Source organism: Altererythrobacter chaiwopuensis (genome assembly GCF_054957735.1).
Genome location: NZ_JBTXJF010000002.1, coordinates 443742 through 467734 on the forward strand (window position 1 = coordinate 443742; position 23993 = coordinate 467734).

The following is a 23993-nucleotide window of genomic DNA, read 5'->3' on the forward strand; positions in this document are numbered from 1 at the left end:
GCAAGGCGAGTTTCCCTGCCAGGATGCTGTCAGTCCGACGTTAACCGCTCACCACTTGGCGTAACTGCCCCTAATGTCGGCTGCAAACGGCGGGACGAAGTGAAGGTTCGCATTGCTGGCAAGCGAATATTATTGTGGCAAACCGTCTACAAGGACGGTGAGGCCATCGTTACCGACAGGTTCGTTTACTGCAAGGCGACGAGTGACAGAAGGCAAATGAGTTCAAGGGCTTGCTCATCCGCTCCGGCTTGCTTGCTTTGAAAGTACCCTTGCGCTGTGACGTTTTTTTGGGGGGGACAGATCGAAAGGTGATACTTTACTTTGGAACCATGTCAGTCGGTGAGCTTTTACATAGTAGAACATTGGCAATTACCTGCTAGGATAAGCGAATTATGAAAGCAGATAGCCATCCTGACCGGCCCGGCCGCAAGAATGATAAGGAAGGCAATCGTACTGCAAAACGATCCGATTTGGGAACGAGCCAGCTGGCAGGCACAAAGGGTGCGTCTGCGCCGAAGTTTCCCATAGTCGCAATCGGGGCCTCCGCAGGCGGGCTTGATGCGGCAGCAAAACTTTTCGATGCCATTCCAGATGATCCCGGCATGGCCTTCATTCTGGTTCAGCATCTCGACCCCAACCACGAAAGCCAGATGGCCGAACTGCTTGGCACGCATACGCGGATGCGGATCAGGCAAGCAGAAGAAGGCATGCCGATCGAGCAGGGCGAGGTCTACCTATGCCCTCCGGGCCGTTATCTCGGAATTCGTTTCGGCGTGCTCCATCTCTCGCTGCCGCACAACGGCAATCACGCACGTTTGCCGATCGATTTCCTCATCCGTTCCCTGTCGGACGAGTGCGGTTCACGAACTGTTTGCGTCATTCTTTCCGGCACCGGTTCGGACGGCAGCGGCGCCCTTGCAGAGTTGAAAAAGAGCGGCGGCCACATCGTTGTACAGGAACCTGAAGAGGCTGAATATGACGGGATGCCGCGCAGCGCGATCCTGACTGACCTTGTTGACGCGGTTGCCCCTCTGGCCCGGATACCTTCAGAGCTTGCGAGTATTGCCAGGCAGATCGGCACAACCACGCCAACTTCAACTGATGTTGTTCAGAAGGATAATCTGGCCGAAATTCAGGCGATCATTGCCCTGCTGCAGGAAAAGACTGGTCAGGATTTCAGCGCCTATAAGCGCGGAACGCTTGAAAGGCGCATACAGCGCCGAATAGGCCTGTGTGGCCTGCCAACAAATGCGTTTGAGAAGTACCGTGAAGAATTGGCCGGCAATGACGCAGAATGCAATCTGCTGGCCGATGACTTGTTGATCAACGTTACCAGTTTCTTTCGCGATCCTTCGGTTTTCGAGCGTCTCGAGCGGGAGGTTTTACCCGATCTGATCCGTGACCACGCAACGGACCAGGCACTGCGAGTCTGGGTGGTCGGATGCAGTACGGGCGAGGAAGCCTATTCGCTGGCCATGATCTGCCGCGATGCGATCATGGCCTCCCGGCGCGATATCAAACTTCAGGTCTTCGCCTCGGACATTGATCCGCAAGCCATCGCGACCGCGAGAGAAGGCGCATACCCGCTCTCCATAAAGGAGGAGATCCCCCCTGATCGGCTCGCACGCTATTTCGTGCAAGAAGATGATAGCTATCGAGTAATGCCTGGCCTGCGCGGATCACTGGTCTTCACGGTTCACGACGTAATACGTGATCCGCCCTTCTCACGGATGGACCTGATATCCTGTCGCAACCTTCTGATCTACCTGAAGCCCGAAGCTCAAGCGAAGGTCGTTTCGCTGTTCCATTTTGGGCTACGTGAGAAAGGGATTTTGTTGCTCGGCCTGGCCGAAACGCCCGGCAGTGCAGGTGACAAGTTTGAAGTCCTGCATAAGGCAGAGCGAATTTACCAACATGTTGCACAAGTCCGGGTTGGCGAACCCGGTTTCCCACTGAGCTTTGTCGAGAGCATTCCCAGGTTGAGCATCCAGGAGAGCAGGCAGCAGCTGTCGCGGCAAGCTACGTTCGCCGATCTGTGCCGCGATCTGGTGATAGACAACTTCGCCCCCGCCAGCCTGCTGATCAACAGCCAGCGCCAATGTATTTACTCGATAGGGCCGATAGGCCGGTATTTGCGGGTCGCCTCCGGGCCACCTACGCTCGATATTCTGGAGATGGTGCCGCCCGAACTGCGGGCCAAGCTTCGCTATGCAATCGGCCGGTCGGACAAGACCAGCCCCTTGTCTCAAACACGCGTGTGCCAGACGGTTTTCGAAGGCGAGCCTATTCGCTTCATCGTTCATGTGCGGTTTGTCATGAGCGGTGATGAAGCTTTGCATCTGATCAGCTTCGTTGAACAAACGGAAGCCGATCAGGCCGAGCCGGATGTCATCGATGACGAAAGCCGGGCGCGGATAGTCGAACTGGAACGCGAACTTGAAATCGCAAATGTGGAACTGCGGAAGGCGATCCAGAGCCGGGATGCGCTGGTGCTTGAACAAAAGGCGATCAATGACGAGGCGCTTTCTGTCAATGAGGAATTCCAGTCAACCAATGAAGAACTTCTTACATCTAAGGAAGAACTACAGTCTCTGAATGAAGAATTGATTGCTCTGAATAGTCAATTGCAGGAAACTCTCGATCGGCAGAGGACGGCTTCGGATGACCTGCAAAACATCCTCTACAGCACAAATGTCGCAACAATCTTCCTGGACCGGAATCTGTGCATCCGTTTCTTTACGCCGGCTACAAGAACATTCTTCAACGTGATCCCCGGCGATCTCGGGCGACCGCTGTCTGACCTTCATTCCCAGGCCGACGACAACAATCTGCTGGCCGATGCGCGGCTAGTGCTACGTGACCAGAACACGCTTGAGCGCGAAGTCAGTGCAGAAAGCGGCTTGTGGTTCCTGCGCCGCATTTTTCCCTATCGCACCCACGATGATCGGGTTGAGGGGGTGGTCATCACGTTTATTGATATCACCGATCGCCGGAATACTGCGGCGGCTCTGGAAGAGGCGAGGCGCCAGGCCGATCAGTCAAACCGCGGCAAATCCCGCTTCCTTGCCGTGGCCAGCCATGATCTTCGCCAACCGCTCCAGTCGCTCAAACTTGTCCAGGAACTGCTGCTGCAAAGCGTTGAGGGGGACAAGGAGCGCGAGCTTGTCGGACGATTCGACAAGTTGCTGGAAGCGATGTCAGTCATGCTCGATTCGCTGCTGGACATAAATCAGATCGAATCGGGAGTGATCGACACAAATATCTGCGAGTTTCCGGTCTCGAACACCCTTAGCGGGCTTAAGGTAGAATTCCTTCCGATTGCGGAAGCACAGGGCCTGGCGCTGCGGGTTATGCCAAGTTCCGCCATATTGAGCAGCGATCCGCGCCTGCTTGAAGTCATATTGCGGAACCTGCTGGCAAACGCTTTCAAATACACGCTGAAGGGCAAGGTATTGATAGGCTGCCGAAGTTCCGGTGACTCAACGCGAATTGAGGTGTGGGATACCGGTGTCGGCATCGCGGCTACCGAACTAACCAAGATTTTTGACGAGTTTCATCAGGTTGATAATGCCGCGCGGGAGAGGAAACACGGCTTCGGGCTTGGCCTTACCATCGTTCGGGAGCTGGCCCATTTGCTCGGGCATAAAATAGAGGTCCGGTCATGGCCCGGCAAGGGTTCGGTCTTTTCGATCACGGTGCCGAACGGTACGCAGCGGCAATTGCCTGCCCCCGCCGAACTTGATGCGCAAAGCCCGCTTGAGATCGCCGATGCGCCCGGATGTATCATTGCTGTTGTTGAAGACGATCCCGATCTGCTCGAGTTGCTGGACCGGCTGCTGACTGGTGCAGGCCATATAATACTGCCGGCGCTGGACGGTCAGACTGCATTGGCAATGGTTGGCGAGGCAGTGCTCACGCCCGAGATCGTGCTGACCGACTACAGCCTGCCTGGTGGCATTTCGGGACTTGAAGTACTGGCGGGTATAAGAAAGCAGCTGAAGGAAGATGTGCCCGGCATCATTTTGACCGGGGACATCTCAAAGGAAGCGCTGGCAGAAATCGGGCGCATTGACGGCATTCTTCTCAACAAGCCGGTTGCTCCGTCCGCGCTTCATGCCGCGATCAGGGATCTCGCCCCGGCCCGCCCGTCCACGCAGCATGCAAGTGAAGCGCAGAGCGATGAGCAATCCTCCCCGATCATTTGCGTAGTCGAGGAAAATCCTGCCTGGCAGAAAGCAATCTGCGCCGTGCTGCAGCAAGAAAATCTATCGGTCAGTGGCTATTCCAGCGCCGAGGCCTTTCTGGCAGATCCCGCAGGCGCGCGTGACCGTTGTCTGATTGTCGATACCAACCTTGCTGATATGAGCGGGATTGCGCTGATCGAGCATCTTCGCCAGCAAGGCGACCCGGTGCCGGCCATCCTGATAACCGGAGGCGGAGATATCGCCATGGCAGTGCAAGCCATGAGATCCGGGGCGAGCGACTTTATCGAGCGACCGGTCAGCCGCAGGGAACTCATCGAAAGCATCAAGCGGGCTACTGCCAGCGTTTCGCAGGGCCTGCCTCAGGGCGAGCGCTCCACTGAAACGGCCGCGCGCATGGCCACCCTGACTCCGCGGCAAAAGATTGTGCTGGATATGGTTCTTGCCGGAAAAGCGAGCAAGAATATTGCCGCTGACCTAGAAATCTCCCAGCGTACCGTTGAAAGTCATCGCGCGCAGATCATGCGCAAGCTTGACGTGCGCACTATACCCGATCTGGTCCGGGTCGCGCTCTCGGGACCGCCAAGCCAGGGCTGACCCGCGCAAAGCCTGGTGCCCTTACCGGGCTCCGACCTCCGTAGATTCCGAGGCTTATTACCTGGACTGGAATCTCCCATATCGGAACTGCGACCCGAGCCTAGGGCGCTCGACCGAAACATTAGTTCTACTAGGCTTCGATCGAGCGCCCACCTTTTGCGGAATTGGATCATGCGCAGGTCTTTTGCATGTGTCGTGGCTACCGCGAGGGCCAACACCCGTACCGTGGACGCTGGCGATCGAATGACGATCCAATCGACCGCGATCAGGTCAGGGCAACAGTCGCGCCTGAAATGGAGAACCTGGCTTTTTGGTTCTGGTGCTTCCGGTTCTGGCGAGGGGTGGAATTTCGAGCCGTGTGATGGCTCCTCGCCTTTCGACAAGGGCCCGCAAGGCCGATGCCGCAGCCAGAGCTGGGGAATAGCTGAAACCTGGCGCGGTTGACGCTTGTAAGAAAGGAGAATGCGAATGCTTTACACGGTCATTGTGGTGCTGCTGGTTCTGTGGGTTCTTGGGCTTGCCACTTCCTATACTATGGGCGGGCTCATTCACCTTCTGCTGGTTATCGCGCTCGTCATCTTCCTGCTGAACTTTTTCCGCGGACGAAACACCTGACGATCAGCCAGTCAATTATTCACGCTTTGAAATATCGGGAGGGTTAAACATGTCTCTAGTTTCCGTCATAGTTGTTCTCATCGTTGTTGGTGTACTTCTCTGGTTGATCAACACTTACGTGCCGATGGACGGCAAGATCAAAAACATACTCAACATAGTTGTTGTGATCGCCGTCGTTCTTTGGCTGCTACAGGCTTTTGGAGTGCTGGGATCTCTGGGAAATATAAATGTTTCTTGATATCTAATTACATACTTTAGCTTGAAATACATTTAGCGACTAATTGTACGTAGGGCTTTTTACTACGTTATCCGCGCATAACTTGCGCGATTTATTGGAGAATAGACATGGGTGAATTCATCGACAAGGCCAAGGGCGCCACTAACGAAGCGATCGGCAAGGCCAAGATCGCCGCTGGTCGGAAAGCCGACAAACCCGGCCTGATTGCGAAGGGCGCAAAGCAACAAAGCAAAGGCAAGGCGCAGAAGTTGGCGGGTGCGGTCAAGGGCGCGTTTGGCGATAAGCTATAGACCCGAATACCCGCCTCCGCATCACAGCCAATTGCAAGGAAGTTACCATGTCAAAATCAGTAACCTATGAGACGCCGGACTATGTCGAGCCTGCGCTTGACGCTGTGGCGCGCTCGTTGCGCGAAGCAGCCGAACTCACCAAGGGCTTGTCGGAAGACGCGAGCGCGGTGTTGGCCAGCGCTGCCGCTGACGTTGCGCGGATGGTGGAAAAGCAGGGCAAGCAGGCGGTTCGTGCAACCAGGTCCGTCACACGGCAAGCCAGCAAGAAAGTAAGGCGGCATCCGATCGCGTCGATTGCAGCGGCGCTTGCCGCAACAGCAACCGTGATTGGGCTGATTTCCGCCCGTCGAAACCACAGGAACGCGGCCAGCTGAGCGCATGGTTGTCGCTCAATTGGGCGCGGCTAGCCGTCTGGCGAAGTACTGCAGCTTAAGTGGCATCTCGCAATTCGGCGGCAGCGCCGAGACCGCTGGTGCGTGCATGCTCGACATTCCCGGAAACTGGCCGACGTCGGAGATGCTCATTGAAGCAGCTCTGACAAAAGGATGAGCTTGTGAAATTTTGGCTGGTTTCAATCTTGCCAGTCGCCCTTGTTCTTAACGGAAGTTGCAGTGGCGCCGAGCCGGACGGAGCCGATGCGCTTGAAGGTGCATCGCAGCTGTCCGGCATACCGCCTAGCATTGCAGCCTCTGCCTTGCAGGCAGAAGCCAAGGAGCCAATTGTACGTGATCTCTATGCAGGCATAGGCTGGGTTTCGCTCTGGTCGCCGCGTGCGGAACAGGCATTTGTAAGTTCTCTGGAAAAACGGTCTGCACACGGGCTGGACCGACTGAACTTCTTGCCCGACTTGCGGCAGCTCTCCCAAGCAGAGCGCGAGATTGCGCTGACCCGTGCTGCGTTGAATTTCGCGGGAGCATTGGCGCACGGTCTGGTCAATCCGGAAAAACTGCACGCCATCTATACCATTGAACGGCCCGAGATAGACCTGAGCCGAGGATTGCTTGCCGCAGTTCGAGACGACCGGATGGTTTCGTGGCTGGATAGCCTTGCGCCAGATACGGCCGAGTATCGTGTGCTCGCAGATGCCTACAAGCAGCAACGCAAGGCAGCTTCTGAGGAGATCAGCGGACAAGTCGCCAGTGGAAGCCTGATCCGGCCTGGCGACCGAGATCCACGCATCCAGCAGATTGTGCACGCGCTGGTTGATAACAGCTATCTGGCCATCCAACCACAGCCTGCCGCCTCTTCGCGGTCACAAGCCGGCGAACAAGACATATACAAGCCAGCTATCGTCATGGCCGTTAAGGAATTCCAGCAGGATTACGGCATAAGGGATGACGGCGTTATCGGCGCGGACACCTTAGCTATTCTCAATGTTCGGCCAGGCGATCGCGCAAGATCGATTGCTGTTGCCATGGAACGTTTGCGTTGGCTGGCACGTGACCCACCTTCAACGCGCATCGACGTTAATGTAGCGGCAGCTGAACTCAGTTATTTCCGCCATGGCAAACTGGTTGACCATCGCAAGGTTGTTGTCGGCAAACCAGGCACGGAAACTCCGCAAATATCGACTTCCCTGTTCCGTCTGGTTGCAAATCCGACATGGACGGTGCCAAAGTCGATCCAGCGAGGTGAGTTGGCAGGCAAAAGCGCGGCATACTTCCGGCGCAATAACATGACCTGGCGTAACGGCTGGATCGTTCAGGGATCGGGGCCGCGCAATTCACTTGGCCTGGTAAAATTCGACATGCGAAACGACTTTGCGATTTACCTGCATGATACGCCTGCAAAAAAGCTTTTCGACCTGCAACAGCGGCAATTGAGCCATGGTTGTGTGCGTGTCAGCGATGCTTTGGGGTTTTCGAGAATGCTCGCCGAACATCAAGGCATCACCGTCCGATGGTCCAAGGCACAAGCCGCCCGCTCGATGAAATTCGTTGAGCTTCCTACAGAAATCCCTGTTCGGCTTTATTACCGCACTGTCTATGTCGATCACGCCAATAAGCTGACCTACCGAACCGATCCATATGGCTGGAATGTCGCAGTGGCAGAGGCGCTCGGCTTTGGTAAGGATGCTGACAATAAATTCGGCGCGCGGGGCAATGCCATTTGGCCGTGAGGGTTCATACTGTCATCGAAAGCTGAACCAGCAGTTTGTACTTTTGGCTCACGGATCGGCTTATCCATTTGGAATCCGCTGACACCACTGGCTGCACCGCCGACCATATAGCTGGGCGCGGCATCCCCGATACCGCCCATTGCGGTGCGTGAAGCCTTCCATTCGCCGGTGTTGGGATCGGTAACGCACGCAGCGGTGCTCATTGGTGCGATTGGCATGGGCGCAACCGGAAGATCATAGGCCCGCCAATCCGCAATAGGGTGTGCGTTTCAGCCAGAATCGCAGGCGCGAAGTGGTACAGCGGGTACGACAAGCGACGCTGCGCCAACCCGGCAATGCTGGATATTTGCCTTCGGTTGGATGCTTCTCGCGCTTAGCCGTAAGTAGATTCCGATTCTATCGGTGCCGACCGGGCGCGATTACATTTTGCGACATAGAACTCCACACCCCTTTGCCCGGGCGCGACTGGCTCCCTCCCACCCCTCCCCGCCACCTGCGCCCGGGCAATCTTGCCAGCTGACCTGTTTTCGGCCGGGAGGCAGGCAGCAATTCGTCAGGGGTTAGCCCCTTGATCTGCAGGAGGGGGAACCTCTCTAATTCCCGACCGCCGCCGCGCCGCTTCAACCCGGCCAAGGCCGACAACGATCACGCCCTGCTCATCGACCAGAACCGGATTGATAAAGCCAGGCGCGCGGATCGAGCCCATCAACACTTCAAGCTGCGCCTCGTCATGCGTCCTGGCATTGCCGGGGGCTGGTTACGGGCGCTTCCGGCGCGGAGTGCTCGATGTCCAGGTTCAGAAGCGGCGGAACAAGGCGACCGGGCTGAAATTGCTACTGAAAATGCTCAAGCGTCAAGGCTGCGTGCCCGAGGCCATCGTGACGGACGGGGCTTCGTTCGTACCCGGCAGCGCTACGCGAACTAGGCGCACTGGCCCTGCACCAACCCGGTCGGTTGCAGGAAAACAATCGCGCCGAGAATTCACATTTGCCCGTCCGCAGGCGCGAGCGAAAGATGCAGCTATTCAAGTTGCAGGGACAGGCTCAGCGTTTCGTTTCAACCCACCCGGCGATCTACAACACGTTCAACATCCGGCGTCATCTCACCTCACGAAAGACAATGCGAACCTTGAGGAACCGCGCAATCGAGGAGTGGAATGCCGCACCCGCTGCAAATGGATGAATTGGAACGACGCCGCATTGCCGCACCCCGCGGCCGTTAACTTGACGATGCCCGCCACAGGTAGTGCCGCTCGCCGTTGACCCTGGCGCTGGCACCTCATCGAGGTGCCAGCGCCAGTGCCGAAAACCACGCATTCGCAACACGCGCTGTCGCTTGATGTCGGCCGCGAACATCGGCCCGAACCGATTCCACCAGAGTCGAACGGTTTCGTGACACAGGTCGTAACCGCGCTCGAAGAGCAGGTCCTCGACGTTTCGAAGCGACAGCGGATACCGCACGTAAAGCATCATGACCATGCGGATGATGTCTGGCGAGGAGTTGAAAGTACCTGAACGGATTATCAGCCTTGCTCATCCGGTCCGGCAGCAGTCCATCCCCCCGCCCCGCCATCCCTTTGACATCACCCTTTGGTTCAATTCATCTAACGATCAGAACCGGATGCGCAGTCCGGCGCGCGCGCCATAGGCATTGAAGTTACTACCCTTGGCGCCATTGGCTTCGATAAAGCCGCTGACCCCGTCAGGCGCACCGATATTCACTCCCAGAACGCCCTCGCCATAATCGCCCATCGCGCGGTTATCGATTTGGACTGTCTGGCCATTATTGGTGAATGCGACACTGTCATCCCCCTTAAATTCGTGGACATAATTGCCGCCCGCATAGAGAACCACGGTATTGAAACGCGCGCTCGGGAAGCTTGCACCGATCCGCGCGCCCAGCTTGCCGCGCAGGCCATCGTCATCCAAGAATTCGATCGTCGAGCTTTGGACGTTCAGATCATCCAGATCGGTACGAACATAGGCGATCGATGCGACCGGTTCGAGGAAGAAGCGATCCGATCCGAGGCGGAAACCGACTTCACCTTTCACACCATAGGCGTTGCCATCAAAGTCGGCAGAGTACTGTCCGATCACGCTGGTCGAGTCCGCCTTGATCCAGTCATATTTGGCCAGAACATTGGCAAACAAACTACCTGAATTGACCCCCGCATAGACCCCGGCGTTGAACGCATCGAAGGAGGTGCGATCAGCGACATTATTGAAGTGCATTTCGGAGTTCACATAGCCGCCGGTGACGCCAAACGAGAAGTTGCCATTTTCTCCCGCTGAACCCCCGAAGTTAAAGCCGAGCTGGCCCCCGAAATAATCCTGATCATAGCCGACATCAAAAGTGCGGTTCATGCCAAAATTACTGACCGAAGTAACGTTATCACGCTGTTCCAGTGCGCCGTGCATCTGTATCCAGAGACGTCCACCCGCCCCACCTGCGCCGCTACCCCAGGCACTGTCGCGAAGCCCGCGCAGATGCGCCGACCAGGCATCTGCCGAAACGTGCCACAGGTTGCGTGCACCTTCGACAAAGACCGCAGTGCGATAGACCGCAGCTGAAGGCGCGCCAACCAGCACAAAGTTATTGTTGGCACCGTCGAAAACAATATCGGTTTCGATGAGGCCGAAGTTACGGCTCCCGCCGTCCAGTGTGAACGCATCTGCCTGTGTACCCGTCCCGCCATCCACCAGAACCACACCCGAGTTGAGACCAGCAGACCCAGAATAGTCGATCAAAACGCTAGTTGAGCCGGTCGCGGCTCCCCCGATGATCAGGGTGTCAGCGGTCCCGCTGCCCGAGAGATCGACATCCAAACCGAGCCCGCTGTTTGCCGAACCATTGAAAGTGCCTGGCAGCGTAAGCGTATCGCCGGCAACATCGTTACGTAGCTCTATCAATCCACCCGTGTTGTTGAACGTTTCCAAACCAATGAATGTGCGCGAAACCGGGGTTGTGGCTCCGGAAGCGAAACTGACCGTGCCACTGTTGTTGAATATGTCTGAACCACCGCCGAAATCGGGATTTGCATCGACAATGAAGGTCCCTGCATTGTTCACTCTGTCAGAGCCTGCTGTGAACAGGATGTCGCTGGTCAGCACACCGGAATTGTTGATCGTGAGTGGGCCACCAAAGGCTGCAACGGCAAAACCGTTGCTGTTATCGGCGGTGATGCCGGCATTGTTCAACGTGCTCCCGTTGGCTGAGATAAGAACTATGCCGTCGCCATCTGCTGCAAAGACATTGGCATTGGCACCAAGCGTCACGCTGGCCGTGTTTCCCCCTTCGACGATAACGGCATTGGTATCAGCACCGAATGCTTCGATCTGACCATTAAGCGTAGCTGTTGCATCATTCGTTGCTGTGACCAGCAACGCGCTGACGCCATCGCCGCTCGCAGCCACATTGTTCACGATGGCACTAGCGTTGCCGTCAGTGGCGGTTGCCGAGACAGTTGCCGGAGCAGCGCCTGCAAAGCCTGTCCCGCTGGTTTCGGCGGAACCCGTCACAAGAACTGAGGCATTGGCACCAGTTGCCGAAATTGCTGCGCGGCCGCTGTCGATGTCAATCGCCAGGGTCGAAACTGTGCTGACGTTGTTGGCGACAACATTGGCATCGCCGGTGCTGGAGGTAGCGAAGATGCCGCCGCCATTGCGGCCGCTGGCGACAACCAACCCGGTGCTTGTGACGTTCACGTCACCTGTGTCCGATATGGCCATAATGGCGGTCGGTTCGGCGCCCGTTACGGCCACATTGTCGGTGGTAACATTAATTTCACCGCCGACCACAGCGACGGAGATGCCGTCAGCACCTATGCCCGAGGTCGAGATTGATCCGGCATCAACTTGTGCCGGGCCCGACATCGCCAGAACATTAATCCCATCGGCGTTTGCGCCCGCCGTCGATATGGTATTCACATTGACTGTCACCAGCCCGCTCTCGGATGTAGCGAATATGCCGCTGGCATTGTCTCCGGTTGTGGTGATGTCATCCAAGGTCAGGCTCAAGGCCCCAGAGGTAGTCGCGCCGAGTACGCCGAAGGCTCCCTGCGCATCGGTTGTGATGGCCGTGTTCGTGCCACCCAGAACGGTGATACCTGTAGCGCCATTGCCCAGGACCTGCACACCCGGGTTGAGTCCGCCGGACGTGTCGATCACAACGCCGTCCTCAAGCACGATAGTCAGATCATCGAGCGGTGCGATATAGGTCACGCCATTAGGGTAGGGATTGTCCGCCGTCTCGCAGGTGACCGTGCTGCTGCCAGCCGGAGCGAGACCGCATTCATCTTGCGCCACAGCTGCAGAGGGCAAAGCAAATATTGCGAAAGCTATCGCTCCAGCAGCTGAACTTGATCGTAGCGCTATGTGTGAAAAAGCCGATGACTGGACGGCAGGAATTTTAATCAAATTTTTCATTTATCATCTCTCGTTATGTGATGAGATGCATTTGTTCTTTTTTTTATGTTCTAGGCAGCCTCGGAATATACGGAATGCCATCTATTTTTATGATAACTAGGAAGTTTTATCTTGGGGCAAATGCGCAATAATGGTTAGGTGTCACCGGAGTGAGCTGTCAGGCTAACGATAACTCTCCTCCACCTGACGCAGCCATCCCTACCCTCACCGACGTTCAGGCCATGAGGTTTTGCCACTCTGCAAGGGCGGCTGAGCGGCGGGTCTTGTAGCTTTGTCTATCGATGAGATGGCGTTCTGAGTTGAAATGGTCGTACACACTCGCGTGGATCGACGCGAACTTCTGTAACGATTTCATTTGCCGAAATCGCAAGATGGCCCGCTCTCTTCGTCGGAACGGCAGATGCGAATTCTCAGCCCGGTTGTTTAGCCAACGGCCCATTTCCCGACGATCCTCGATGCCCAGTTGTTTGAGTGCGGCAGGGTAGGATCTGAGCCCATCAGTAACGATCTCGACCGGACTGCCATGCCGCTTCAGCGCCTTCTTTATGAACGCCAAAGCCGCAGATTTGTCCCGTTTCTTGGTGACGTAGCTTTCCAGGACTTCGCCTTCGTGATCGACCGCGCGCCAAAGGTAATGGGTCTCGCCGTTGATCTTCACGAAGACTTCATCGACATACCAGCGGCACTAGGTGAAGCCCATCATTCTGCTTATGCGCTGCCGTTTTATGTCCTCTGCGAACATCGGACCGAACCTTTTCCACCACAGCCGCACGGTTTCATGGCAAATGTCGATCCCGTGCTCGAAGAGTAGATCTTCCACGTTCCGCAACGACAGCGGATACCGGACATACAGCATCACCGCCATGCGGATCACTTCTGGCGATGAGTGGAAATATCGGAACGGATTTTCAGTCTTGCTCATCCGCTCCGGGTAGCAACCTGCTCACCGACCCGCCATCCCTTTGACAGCACCGTCAGGATAGGCCGAGACTAGCTGGCGGTGCTGTCAGTCTAATACTAACTCGTCTCCTCTAGGCTGAACTAGGCCTGCTTCCCGCTCAAAAAAATCCCCTGAGGGAAACCCTCAGGGGAAAGTCTTGCCGACTGCGCCTTGGAAGAGAAAAATTCAGCAATCGGCCGAGTGCTCATGACAGAGCCTCATTGCGGTTATCGCGGGGTCGACTTGAAAGGTTTCTTGTTCTGACAGTGATCCCACCTGAACTGAACCACGTTTGCCTATTCGCCAGTCTCTAAAATACAAAGCAACTCCTTGGCCTCGACAGCCTCACCAACATTTACAAATACTTGCGCAATTTTGGCGTCGATTGGCGCCGAGATGGTACTTTCCATTTTCATTGCCTCGATTGAAAGGATTACATCTCCCTTTTTCACCTTCTGCCCGTCAGAAACTGCGATCATCGACACCACCCCGGGCATAGGCGAACCAACATGCGCTGGATTGTCTCCATCTGCGAGCCGCACGGCCTCTCGCCCCGCGATTGCACTCTTCTCGCGCATTCTGATCGTGCGCGGTTGGCCATTGAGTTCAAAGAAAAGCTTTCGCTCGCCCTTGTCGTTGAGTTCGCCAATGGCGAGGAGCACGATGTTTAGTGTTTTGCCAGCCTCTAGCTCCACTGCGATAGATTCCCCCGGCAGCATACCGTAGAAGAAGGTTCTTGTTGGCAGTTGGGCAACAGGACCGAATTTCTTGCGTGCCTTTGCATAGCCGGCAAAGATTTGCGGGTACATCGTGTAGCTGGCCAGCTCAAACTCACTTACTTCCCGACCGCACATCTCCTCAATTTCTTTTCGCTTAGATTGTAGATTGGCGGGAGGCAGGCGCTCAGCAGGACGGCAAGTGTATGGAAGCTCATCACCAAGCGCCAAATCTTGGATAGCCTTCGGAAATCCGAGGTATGGCTGTCCAAGGTCACCACGGAGCATACCTTTAACAGAATCAGGCCAAGCGATCACTTGCTTTCCGCTCTCGATATCTTCGGTAGACACATTCTGGGACACCATAGTGAGAGCGAGATCCCCCACCACTTTAGATGAAGGTGTCACCTTGACGATGTCGCCGAGGAGCATGTTGGCATCGTGATAGGCTTGCGCGACCTCGTGCCAGCGCTTTTCAAGACCCATTGCCCGGGCTTGTTCTTTAAGATTGGTGAACTGCCCGCCAGGCATTTCGTGCAGGTATATCTCTGACGCACCGCTTTGCAGATCGCTTTCAAAGGCCGCATACTGCGCGCGAACCGTCTCCCAATAGGCGCTGAAACGGATCACCTGGTGCTCGTCAATACCGGTGTCACGCGAACCATGTCGCAAAGCATGTATGACCGAGCCTAAGCAGGGCTGGGAAGTTTGTCCGGAAAAACTGTCCATTGCAGTATCAATCGCGTCGACCCCTGCCTCTGCGGCCGCGATCAACGTGGCCGCCGCCGCGCCAGAGGTATCGTGGGTGTGCAAGTGCAGAGGCTTGTCGGTAACGTTGCGGAGTGCAGAAATCAGTCGTCGAGCGGCTTCCGGTGTCAATAGCCCGGCCATATCCTTGATTGCGATCAGGTGGCATCCAGCTGCATCGAGCGCCTCGGCAACTTCGCAATAGTATCCAAGACTGAATTTCTGGCGCTGCGGGTCCAAGAAATTGCCAGTATAGCAAATGGTCCCTTCGGCGATCTTGCCACACTCGGCGACAGTATCGATCGCAACTCGCATATTTTCGACCCAGTTGAAGCAGTCAAAGATGCGAAAGATATCGATGCCTTCCGCCGCTTGGCGGATGAAGTGCTGGACTACGTTGTCGGGATAATTGGTGTAACCCACCGCATTGGAGCCGCGGATCAACATCTGGGTCATAATGTTAGGCAGCTTCTCGCGTATCGAGAAGAGGCGCTCCCACGGATCTTCTTGGAGAAAGCGCATGGCAACATCGAAAGTGGCCCCGCCCCAGCATTCGAGCGAAAGTAGCTGCGGAAATGCTCGAGCGTAATCAGGCGCGATCCGTTCCATGTCAATCGAACGCATACGCGTGGCCAAAAGCGACTGATGAGCATCACGCATAGTCGTGTCCGTGACGAGCAGCTGCGGCTGTCTTCTTAGCCAGTCAGCAAAACCTTCCGGCCCGAGTTCAGTGAGTAATTGCCGGGTGCCGGGAGGGGGCTTGATATCGAGAGCTGGAGGAGCCGGGGCAATGTCGACGGTGGAAGGCACCGGTCGCCCTGCCACGTCGGGATGACCGTTGACCGTTACATCTGCTATATAGGTCAGTAGCCGAGTTGCCCGATCTCGCCGCCTCTTTGGCGCCAGTAGATCAGGATGGCTGTCGATAAACCTTGTATTGTAATCAGCTTCGGCAAAGGCGGAGTGGCTAATCAAGTTGTCAAGGAACGGCAGATTTGTGGCTACGCCGCGAATACGGTATTCACGCAGCGCCCGCAGCATGCGCGCCTGAGCTTCCTGCGCAGACGGTGCCCAAGCAATGATCTTCTCCAGTAGCGGGTCGTAGTATCGGGTGACGACCGCGCCGGAATAGGCGGTACCACCATCGATCCGTATCCCATTGCCGAAGGCGCCACGATAGGTGCTAATTCTTCCATAATCGGGAATGAAATTGCATTGCGGATCTTCGGTCGTGACCCGGCATTGGATAGCATGTCCCCGAAGCTCGATATCCGCCTGTCTTGGAATGCCAGTTTGGTCGAGAGAGCCGATGGCTCCATCGGCCGCGATACAGATTTGCGCCTTTACGATGTCGAGCCCGGTCACCTCTTCGGTAATCGTGTGCTCGACTTGTATCCGCGGGTTGACTTCGATGAAGTAGAATTCGCCGCTTTGCCGGTCGAGCAGGAATTCCACTGTTCCAGCACTGTAATAGCGGGCATGCCGCCCGATTTTGAGTGCCGCCTCGCAAATATCGGCACGCTGAGCATCGTCAAGATAGGGGGCCGGAGCTCGCTCGATAACCTTCTGGTTCCGGCGTTGGATCGTGCAATCACGCTCAAACAAGTGGACCAGATTACCTTGCCTGTCTCCTAGAAGCTGCACCTCTACATGACGCGCGTCGGAAATCAGTCTTTCGAGATATACCTCGTCCCGGCCAAAGGCAGCCTTCGCCTCGCGCCGCCCTTCCTCGACTGCGCTGCTCAACTGCGAGGGGTCATGAATGGGACGCATTCCGCGCCCGCCCCCGCCCCAGCTTGCCTTGAGCATTAGCGGGTAGCCCATCTCGGCGGCGATAGAGCGCACATCTTCTTGGCACTCAGGAAGTGGCTGACTGGCTGGAATGACTGGAACCCCAGCCGCAATGGCAATCTGTCGGGCCGAAACCTTATCCCCCAAACTACGCATGCTGTTTGGGTGAGGTCCGATGAAAATTATCTCGTTCTCGGCACAAGCGTCTGCAAAGTCGGGATTCTCGGATAACAAACCATAGCCTGGATGGATGGCATCAACGCCGGATTTCAGCGCGATGCGAATAATGTCGTCAATAGCGAGGTAGGCTTCGATCGGTCCCTTCTTCGGATCGAGGCGATAGGCTTCATCTGCCTTGAACCGGTGTAGCGACAACTTGTCTTGCTCGGCATAAATCGCGACCGTGCCAATTCCCAATTCGGCAGCGGCCCGAAAAACCCGGATCGCGATTTCTGAACGGTTGGCGACGAGTATCTTGCCAAACACCCTAACAAGCCCTCCTACTTAGAATGTTCGATTGGAATTGGGAGCAGCCTTGGCAATTACGAGGCGAGAGACCGCAACGGGTTAGGCAATGAAGCAAAGGGCGTCTGATTCCTAACTGGGCAGTTCGATGCATAATCGATGGGTCTCAGGAAGGTTGCTCTCCCCTTGAGAGCCCAAGTTTTCCAAGGCGCCAGCGCAGACAATCTATTCGATCCTGGCCGAAGAATGGCTCGCCGCGCACGACCATGGTTGGTACACCCCAATGGCCCGCCTCTTCGAGCGCTGAATGGTTGCGCTCAATTTCCTCGAGATGATCTCCTTCGCAGATAATTTGTTGCATCGTCGCGAGATCAAGCCCGGCCGCAGCGGCCGCCTTAGAAAGATGCTCACCTTCGTGCCAATTTCGTGTCCCACCGAAAATCTCTCGAGACACGTTTGCTGCAAAATCGAGACCTTTACCGCACCGCTGCGCTTCAACACCGAGCTTCGAGAGATGGTAGATGTAGGGTTGCGCTTCTGCGATACTCAATGTCTCCAGATCCTGTACGATTGGATCCGGGCTCGGCCAGCAATGGGGGCGACCAAGAAACTCTGCTCGCCGCTCCCAATCAAGCTGAATGTACCGAAAGGGCTTAGTGTTGCTCGGATCGAAAAGCGTTCCTTTTTGCCGAATTGCAAGTGGAAGAACGATGCGTAATTTGATCTCAACGTCGAATTCTTGGCGAAGTCTTAACAAGTCAAAGGTTACAAGATACGAGTAAGGGCTCCTGAAAGACCAAAATACGTCAATTAATTGAGACATTTTGACTTTTCCTCATTTTTCTTCAATAATTTTTATTGATACGTAATCGTATTTACGATTAAATTTTACTCTAAGAAATTCCAGTCATAGTCTCTCTCGCAAGACGAATTTTTGAATTTTCCCCGTCGATGTTTTGGGAAGGACCCCAAAAATGACTTTGGTCGGACATTTGAAATGAGCCAATAAGTCTCGACAGTGGTCTATGATGGCTTTTTCACTAGCCGACCTTCCCGACGCTAGCTCAACGAATGCAACTGGCGTTTCCCCCCATTTCGAATGGGGGCCAGCGACTACTGCGACAAGCGAAACCGCCTCGTGCTTGTAGATGGCATTTTCCACTTCGATCGACGAGATGTTCTCCCCGCCAGAGATGATGATGTCTTTTGACCGATCGCGAAGCTCAATATGTCCGTCAGGGTGCTGAACACCAATGTCGCCGGAACGGAAATATCCTCCGTGCATCGCTGATCTGGTCGCATTGGGATCTTTCAGGTAACCTTTCATGACCGCGTTACCGCGAAACATAATCTCCCCAAGCGCCTCGCCGTCCGCCGGCGTCCGCGCGAGCGTTTCGGGATCGCGCACACTTAGCTCTTCCTGGATGGCGTAGTTGACGCCCTGACGCGCTCGCTTTTCAGCACGCTCCTCTTGAGACAACTGATCCCATTCAGATCTCCAAGCGCAGATTGCCGTCGGACCGTATACTTCGGTAAGGCCATAGACGTGGGTAACATCGATGTTTCGCGCCTCAGCCCGCTTTATTATTGAGGCAGGCGGCGCAGCCCCGGCCGTCATAAATGCAAGTGGAGTTTCGAATTGCAGATTTTCAGCCTCCAGTGCCTCCACAAGTAAGCTTAGGATGATCGGGGCGCCGCACATGTGAGTTACATCTTGGTAGGAAAGAGCTGCTGTAATCTGGCTTGCTTCGGGGCTGCGTAGGCAAATATTGACCCCCGCCTTCGCAGCTATGGTCCAAGGGAAGCACCAGCCGTTGCAATGAAAAAGCGGCAAGGCCCAAAGATACCTAAAGTGAACTGGCAAACACCACTCGAGGGCGTTGCCAATCGCATTTAGATACGCACCGCGGTGATGGTAAACTACGCCCTTGGGATTGCCGGTTGTGCCCGATGTATAGTTCAACGCAATTGCATTCCATTCGTCTGCCGGAAGCCAGGAGTGGAGATCCTTTCTCGATTCAGCGCCCGCAATCATGGCCTCGTAGCTAGTCTCCCCACTTTCCAGCCTTACCGCGAAATCATCGTCTTCGATTAAGACGACTTTCGGTGAATGCTTGGCAGCCTTGAGCGCCGCTCTTCCAAGGTCTGCAAGAGCAGCGTCGATGAAAAAGACTTCTGCCTCTCCATGGTCAATTATATAGGCTATGCTAGCGGGATCGAGGCGCGTATTGATCATATTGAGCACACCGCCAGAAAGCGGCACCGCATAACTTAGTTCAACGGCACTTGGGATATTCTGGGCCAACACCGCGACGGTTGAATTGGCCCCCACCTGCACAGATTGCAGGGCACCTGCCAGTGCGACGCATCGCGCGTAAGTATGCTCCCAAGTCTGGCTTTTATCCTTGTAAACGATGCAGGGAGCATCCGGATATGCGTGAACTGCCCGCCTCACCAGCGACACCGGTGACAACGCAACATAGTTTGCCGCTCCCTTTTCAAGACCGGCTTCATAGCTACCATTGCTCATCACAGTCTCCGTTCCATTCGCTAGAAGGCGAGCGTATATCTGTTTCGAAACAAGACTCGGATGCGATCGTTTTGATTGGGCAATATCTTAGCGCCAATCGGAACTGCGCCGCCGCACGATTTTGAACACGACTTTAGCCATTGGCCCTCAAGCGATCGATTGCTCAGGCAAGCCTAAAACCGGACGCGCGCCCTGAGTGAAATGGTACGGGGCGCTTCCGGTAAAGCTTGCCTCGCAGTGTCGATAAGCGGCGTATCATTCATATAGCTTATCGTTCTCTTGTCGGTCAGATTTTTGCCGATCAACGAGATATCCCAGCCCCCTGACGTTGGGCCAAAGGTCACAATTGCATTTATCTTTGCATGCGCCTTTTGCAGAGCAAACGGATCCAAGTCGTCCTGCACGTACTTGTCGCTTTGATACAGCGCCGTCAAACCCAAACTGAGGTCAAAATCGTCGCCGATCGGCTGCTCATAATTCAGGCCAAGATGCCCCGACAATTTGGGTGCGTGAGCTGAGGTTCTGCCCTTTAAGTTATTGTTTTCGCCAGGCACACCGGCGACCGGTGTCGACCCGGAGCATTGCCCCAATGTCTGCAATGCTCCTGTGAGTAGGCTACCGGAAGCAACGCCAACGGCATTGCGGAAAGCAATCAGCTGGTCTGCGGTACAGCCAGCATTGGGAAACTCATCAAACTCAAAGTCGATAAAGCCCAGCCCGCCGCTAACGGTGAGCCTATCACTTGCTTGCCATCGAGTATCGATCTCTAGGCCTTTCGACGTTGCTTGCGCAGCATTCTGCACGATGAAGGAAGTCGATCCAGTAAATACTGAAGTCTGAAGATCGGTGTATTCCGTATAGAAAGCTCCGATATTGATCTCCAAAGAGTTATTAAACAGTCTTGTTTTTGCACCCACCTCAAACGATAAGACGTCTTCAGGTTCATATTCCGCGTTGGCGGGATCAGCTTTCAGTGCAAAAGAATTGAAGCCACCGGATTTATTGCCTGTGGTCGCTGATGCATAAAGCATGGCATCATCGCCAACGTCCCATTGAGCATTCACGGACCAGGTCCAACTGGACTCCTTTCGGCTCAATTGGTTCTCGTGGTTTTGAAGCTCCAGCAGCGCACCAACGATGAGCGGTCCGCTATCACCGTTCTCGGGAATCAACGTTCCAAACTCCGTCGCACGCGCGCCCTGTACGGCCTCCTTTTCCTCGCGAGAATATCGCAAGCCTCCGGTAATTCTGAACGTATCAGTGAAGTTCACCGTTGCCTGTCCGAAGACCGCCCACATCTCAGAGTTTTGATCCAAAAAATTGTATCGCGTGACAGGAGGTTCGCCAGAGACGGCCGCACCGAGAAAGCAGGTCCGAAATTGCTGCGCGTTGGTAGGGACTCCAATGCTTGCACAGGCAGCATCCAAGAGAACGTCATAGGCTGGAACATTCAGATCCAGGCGCCCCTGAGCGAACAGGCTGCTCTTTTGATAGTAACCGCCAAATAGATATTCGATCGTCGAACCCTGCGCAGACGCATATCGAAGCTCAACGCTGGTTTGATCAAAATCTTCACTGTCATCGAACCTTATGCCCGGCAGGGGTGAAAAGTCTGCATCCAGGAAGCGGTCAAACTCGTACTCCGAGTAGCCGAAGATTCCGGTCAAAGTAGCGCCATTCTCAAATTCATGATCTATGGTGAGCGCAGCTTCGAGGTTCTTCCCGTCGAATTTCTGAGCCGAACCAAAGTCCAAGACAGCGTCAATTGCTGGTATTCCAGAAGTGTTGCCCATCCGGGACTTTCCATCGAACACATCATTATTCAGACCAAGGGCGGCAAGCGGGCCAGCGTTGATCGTGTCCATGGCGTACTCACCAACGTCCCAGTCCCCTCGCTCGACACGCAGCCTGACGAGAGTTGAATCCGATGCATCCCAATCGAGGCTACCGCGTACGGCCCATTCCTCCAGATCCGGTGCTCCATTTCCATAGAACTCGTTCTCGACGTAACCTTCCGCGATATCCCGATAGACGAAGCCAATCCGCCCTCTCAAAGTATCCGAAACAGGTCCAGAAACGTGCCCAAGTGCCTCAATCTCTTCGGTATCGAAATTGTACAGAACCGATCCGAGCGCACTGAAGTCATAGGTTGGCCTAGCAGTCGCAATATTCAGCGCTCCGCCAACGGTGTTCTTCCCGAAAAGAGTGCCTTGCGGACCGCGCAATACTTCAACCCGTTCTATGTCGAGAAACGAGAACCTACTTTGCACGCCTCGACCGCGATAGATTCCATCAACATAGGTCCCGATTGACTGCTCAAAACCAGCGTTGTTTCCCGACTGAATGCCTCGAATGTTGATCTTGTCTCCGATCGGGTCTGTCGCGACATTGAAGCTCGGAACCATGCCGGAAAACTCTTGCATGCTTGGCAGAGCGGCGTTGTTTATGGCTTCGCCAGACATTGCAACAACGGACACTGGAACATCCTGAAGGCTCTCACTGCGCTTCTGCGCAGTCACGACAATTTCGTCGAGAGTTGGTTGTGATTGCGCATTTGCGGCCAACGGCACGCTTGCCAATGCAGTGCCACAACACCAAATGGCAGCTCTCCTTTTAGACATCGTGCTCATAATTCTAAGCTCCTCCCTCGCCACGTACATTTCGTTGGCTCTTTTCGGCCGGTTTAAATTTGAAGTTTAGCGTTTGGACATCGCGTGAGCTTCTCGAGCTCTCGCCGCAACGAAGCTTGGTCGAGCCTCTATGTCGGTGCGATGTCGGTTAATTGATGGACAATTCGAAAGATCCACACCCCCAATTTCGGCGGAGGTGTAGCACCAGTGCAAATAGACATCGAAGATCGACCATTCTTCGCCGTAGTAGAAAGATTGTCTGCTGAGTTTCGTTTCCAGGTCGCTGATCAAGGGCTCGATCATTTCCATCCCGCGCGCCCTGACGGGCTCCTCTTCACCATCGGTCAAGCGACTGGGCATTCGGATCGATCGCACAATCGGGTGCCAGGTTGATGCGGCCCACATCAAATCAGAATATTGTTTGGCTGAAACGAATTCACTTGATGACGGCGGCAACAGAGCCGCCTGTGGGTTTGTCCGATGTAGCCATATCAATATCGCCGCATTCTCGGCCAAAAGTGATCCGTCAACGAGAAGGGCCGGGACCTTCCCGCGTGGGTTGAGGTCTCTGTAGCTTCCATATTGCTCATTCTCATAAAGGTTGACGAGCACGTCCTTGTAGACGAGCCCAATCTCCTCAAGTGCCACAAGCGTGACAGTCGAGCAGGCTGTCGGAAAATGAAATATGGTTAGATCGTAATTGGTCGCTGCGTTTGACATCCGCTAGCCTCCCACTGCTTGATCGGCGACTATGTAGTTTTCCTGAATGCCCAGGTTCAGAGAACCATCGTCAGTGGCAATTGAAGCGGAAATCCGGTCGCCAGCCTTCAAATAGCGCTCTGGATGTTGAAGCTCAGACTTGATGAACTCACCCAGATCGCCAGTCGGCTGCCGCATAGCTACCCCACCAGGAGTACCCGTCAGGATGACGTCGCCGGCCCGAAAATTCTGGATCGCAGACAACTCGGTCAAAGTGGCCGCGGGCCTGAAGATCATCTGCTTACAAAGTGCTTGTTGGCGCACCTCTCCGTTGACGGCCAAGGTCAAGCGCAGATCATCGAATTTCCTTAGATCGTCAGCATCAACCAAGGTAAGAAATGGCCCGGTTGGAGCGAAAGTCCGATAGCTCTTCGCCTTGTACCATTGCATCATTGGCCCGAACTGCTTCTCTCGAGCGCTAATGTCGTTGACGATAACAAGAGCTCCAACATAGTCCGCGACGGTTTCCTCCGTCACAAGAATGGGCTCTTCGATGTTTCGCTTTAGAACGATCCCAAGCTCAATTTCATAATCGAGCAAGGTGACGTCATGAGGCTTGATAATATCAACGTTAGGACCGGCGATACTCGAGGATGCCTTCCTGAATATTACGTTCGCACCAACGCCCTTGCTGGGCAGGCCGACTTCTTCGAGATGAGTGCTATAATTTACACCCTGACAAACCAGGGCCTGATCTGACGTAATCGGGCTCAACAGTGTAACATCGTCGAAACCGATCAGGTCATGTCCGTTTTCCGCAGCCTCGCTAATCTTCTCCACTCCATGATAGAGCAGTTCGCCGGTCGAATTACAGTCAAAGTCGATTCGGCGAAGCCCATCAGCAAGTTTTACGGCCCATATCAGGTCGCCGCCGTATTCAGCACGGCAAATATTAAGTGGCATCCAACTTCCTTCTATTCATCTTACAAT

At 55.0% G+C, this 23993-nt stretch carries 13 protein-coding genes and 3 pseudogenes; 7 read left to right on the top strand and 9 right to left on the bottom strand.

Annotated features, from left to right (window positions below):
* Nucleotides 1-392 precede the first annotated feature (392 nt).
* The 7 genes and pseudogenes from ACX3VQ_RS11380 to ACX3VQ_RS11410 all read left to right on the top strand — a co-directional run.
* Nucleotides 393-4799: a chemotaxis protein CheB gene (locus ACX3VQ_RS11380; protein WP_462581182.1), complete on the top strand. Its 4407-nt coding sequence runs from the start codon at nucleotides 393-395 to the stop codon at nucleotides 4797-4799.
* Between the two features lie 468 nt (nucleotides 4800-5267).
* Nucleotides 5268-5414 (top strand): lmo0937 family membrane protein, encoded by a 147-nt coding sequence (locus ACX3VQ_RS11385; protein WP_462581183.1) that lies wholly within the window; start codon nucleotides 5268-5270, stop codon nucleotides 5412-5414.
* Between the two features lie 49 nt (nucleotides 5415-5463).
* Complete coding sequence (locus ACX3VQ_RS11390; RefSeq protein WP_462581184.1) at nucleotides 5464-5652, top strand: Thivi_2564 family membrane protein; 189 nt, start codon at nucleotides 5464-5466, stop codon at nucleotides 5650-5652.
* Nucleotides 5653-5759: 107 nt separating this feature from the next.
* A complete protein-coding gene (locus tag ACX3VQ_RS11395) occupies nucleotides 5760-5942 on the top strand; it encodes a CsbD family protein (protein ID WP_462581185.1) in 183 nt (60 codons plus the stop codon).
* 47 nt (nucleotides 5943-5989) lie between these two features.
* Nucleotides 5990-6316 (top strand): hypothetical protein, encoded by a 327-nt coding sequence (locus ACX3VQ_RS11400; RefSeq protein ID WP_462581186.1) that lies wholly within the window; start codon nucleotides 5990-5992, stop codon nucleotides 6314-6316.
* 179 nt (nucleotides 6317-6495) lie between these two features.
* Nucleotides 6496-8061: a L,D-transpeptidase family protein gene (locus ACX3VQ_RS11405; protein WP_462581187.1), complete on the top strand. Its 1566-nt coding sequence runs from the start codon at nucleotides 6496-6498 to the stop codon at nucleotides 8059-8061.
* Between the two features lie 900 nt (nucleotides 8062-8961).
* Nucleotides 8962-9243 (top strand): annotated as a pseudogene (locus ACX3VQ_RS11410) (DDE-type integrase/transposase/recombinase); the annotation flags it as partial.
* A 48-nt stretch (nucleotides 9244-9291) separates the two neighbouring features.
* Here ACX3VQ_RS11410 and ACX3VQ_RS11415 read toward each other — a convergent pair.
* The 9 genes and pseudogenes from ACX3VQ_RS11415 to ACX3VQ_RS11455 all read right to left on the bottom strand — a co-directional run.
* Nucleotides 9292-9597, bottom strand: a pseudogene (locus ACX3VQ_RS11415) (IS6 family transposase); the annotation flags it as partial.
* A 74-nt stretch (nucleotides 9598-9671) separates the two neighbouring features.
* A complete protein-coding gene (locus ACX3VQ_RS11420; RefSeq protein ID WP_462581188.1) occupies nucleotides 9672-12485 on the bottom strand; it encodes an autotransporter domain-containing protein in 2814 nt (937 codons plus the stop codon).
* Between the two features lie 214 nt (nucleotides 12486-12699).
* A pseudogene (locus ACX3VQ_RS11425) lies at nucleotides 12700-13407 on the bottom strand (IS6 family transposase).
* Between the two features lie 314 nt (nucleotides 13408-13721).
* Nucleotides 13722-17165: a pyruvate carboxylase gene (locus tag ACX3VQ_RS11430; RefSeq protein WP_462581189.1), complete on the bottom strand. Its 3444-nt coding sequence runs from the start codon at nucleotides 17163-17165 to the stop codon at nucleotides 13722-13724.
* A gap of 145 nt (nucleotides 17166-17310) precedes the next feature.
* On the bottom strand, nucleotides 17311-17967 hold the full coding sequence (locus ACX3VQ_RS11435; protein WP_462581190.1) for a DsbA family protein: 657 nt from the start codon (nucleotides 17965-17967) through the stop codon (nucleotides 17311-17313).
* 84 nt (nucleotides 17968-18051) lie between these two features.
* Complete coding sequence (locus ACX3VQ_RS11440; protein ID WP_462581191.1) at nucleotides 18052-19674, bottom strand: AMP-binding protein; 1623 nt, start codon at nucleotides 19672-19674, stop codon at nucleotides 18052-18054.
* Nucleotides 19675-19847: 173 nt separating this feature from the next.
* Complete coding sequence (locus ACX3VQ_RS11445; RefSeq protein WP_462581192.1) at nucleotides 19848-22304, bottom strand: TonB-dependent receptor; 2457 nt, start codon at nucleotides 22302-22304, stop codon at nucleotides 19848-19850.
* A gap of 66 nt (nucleotides 22305-22370) precedes the next feature.
* Nucleotides 22371-23024 (bottom strand): glutathione S-transferase family protein, encoded by a 654-nt coding sequence (locus ACX3VQ_RS11450; protein ID WP_462581193.1) that lies wholly within the window; start codon nucleotides 23022-23024, stop codon nucleotides 22371-22373.
* A 3-nt stretch (nucleotides 23025-23027) separates the two neighbouring features.
* Nucleotides 23028-23966 (bottom strand): fumarylacetoacetate hydrolase family protein, encoded by a 939-nt coding sequence (locus ACX3VQ_RS11455; RefSeq protein WP_462581194.1) that lies wholly within the window; start codon nucleotides 23964-23966, stop codon nucleotides 23028-23030.
* Between the last annotated feature and the right edge of the window lie 27 nt (nucleotides 23967-23993).

What these genes read in the sequence shown, in the direction of transcription:
- ACX3VQ_RS11380 (WP_462581182.1), top strand. Translation starts at nt 393, where the DNA reads ATGAAAGCAGATAGCCATCCTGACCGGCCCGGCCGCAAGAATGATAAG.
- ACX3VQ_RS11385 (WP_462581183.1), top strand. Translation starts at nt 5,268, where the DNA reads ATGCTTTACACGGTCATTGTGGTGCTGCTGGTTCTGTGGGTTCTTGGG.
- ACX3VQ_RS11390 (WP_462581184.1), top strand. Translation starts at nt 5,464, where the DNA reads ATGTCTCTAGTTTCCGTCATAGTTGTTCTCATCGTTGTTGGTGTACTT.
- ACX3VQ_RS11395 (WP_462581185.1), top strand. Translation starts at nt 5,760, where the DNA reads ATGGGTGAATTCATCGACAAGGCCAAGGGCGCCACTAACGAAGCGATC.
- ACX3VQ_RS11400 (WP_462581186.1), top strand. Translation starts at nt 5,990, where the DNA reads ATGTCAAAATCAGTAACCTATGAGACGCCGGACTATGTCGAGCCTGCG.
- ACX3VQ_RS11420 (WP_462581188.1), bottom strand. Translation starts at nt 12,485, where the DNA reads ATGAAAAATTTGATTAAAATTCCTGCCGTCCAGTCATCGGCTTTTTCA.
- ACX3VQ_RS11435 (WP_462581190.1), bottom strand. Translation starts at nt 17,967, where the DNA reads ATGTCTCAATTAATTGACGTATTTTGGTCTTTCAGGAGCCCTTACTCG.
- ACX3VQ_RS11440 (WP_462581191.1), bottom strand. Translation starts at nt 19,674, where the DNA reads ATGAGCAATGGTAGCTATGAAGCCGGTCTTGAAAAGGGAGCGGCAAAC.
- ACX3VQ_RS11445 (WP_462581192.1), bottom strand. Translation starts at nt 22,304, where the DNA reads ATGAGCACGATGTCTAAAAGGAGAGCTGCCATTTGGTGTTGTGGCACT.
- ACX3VQ_RS11450 (WP_462581193.1), bottom strand. Translation starts at nt 23,024, where the DNA reads ATGTCAAACGCAGCGACCAATTACGATCTAACCATATTTCATTTTCCG.
- ACX3VQ_RS11455 (WP_462581194.1), bottom strand. Translation starts at nt 23,966, where the DNA reads ATGCCACTTAATATTTGCCGTGCTGAATACGGCGGCGACCTGATATGG.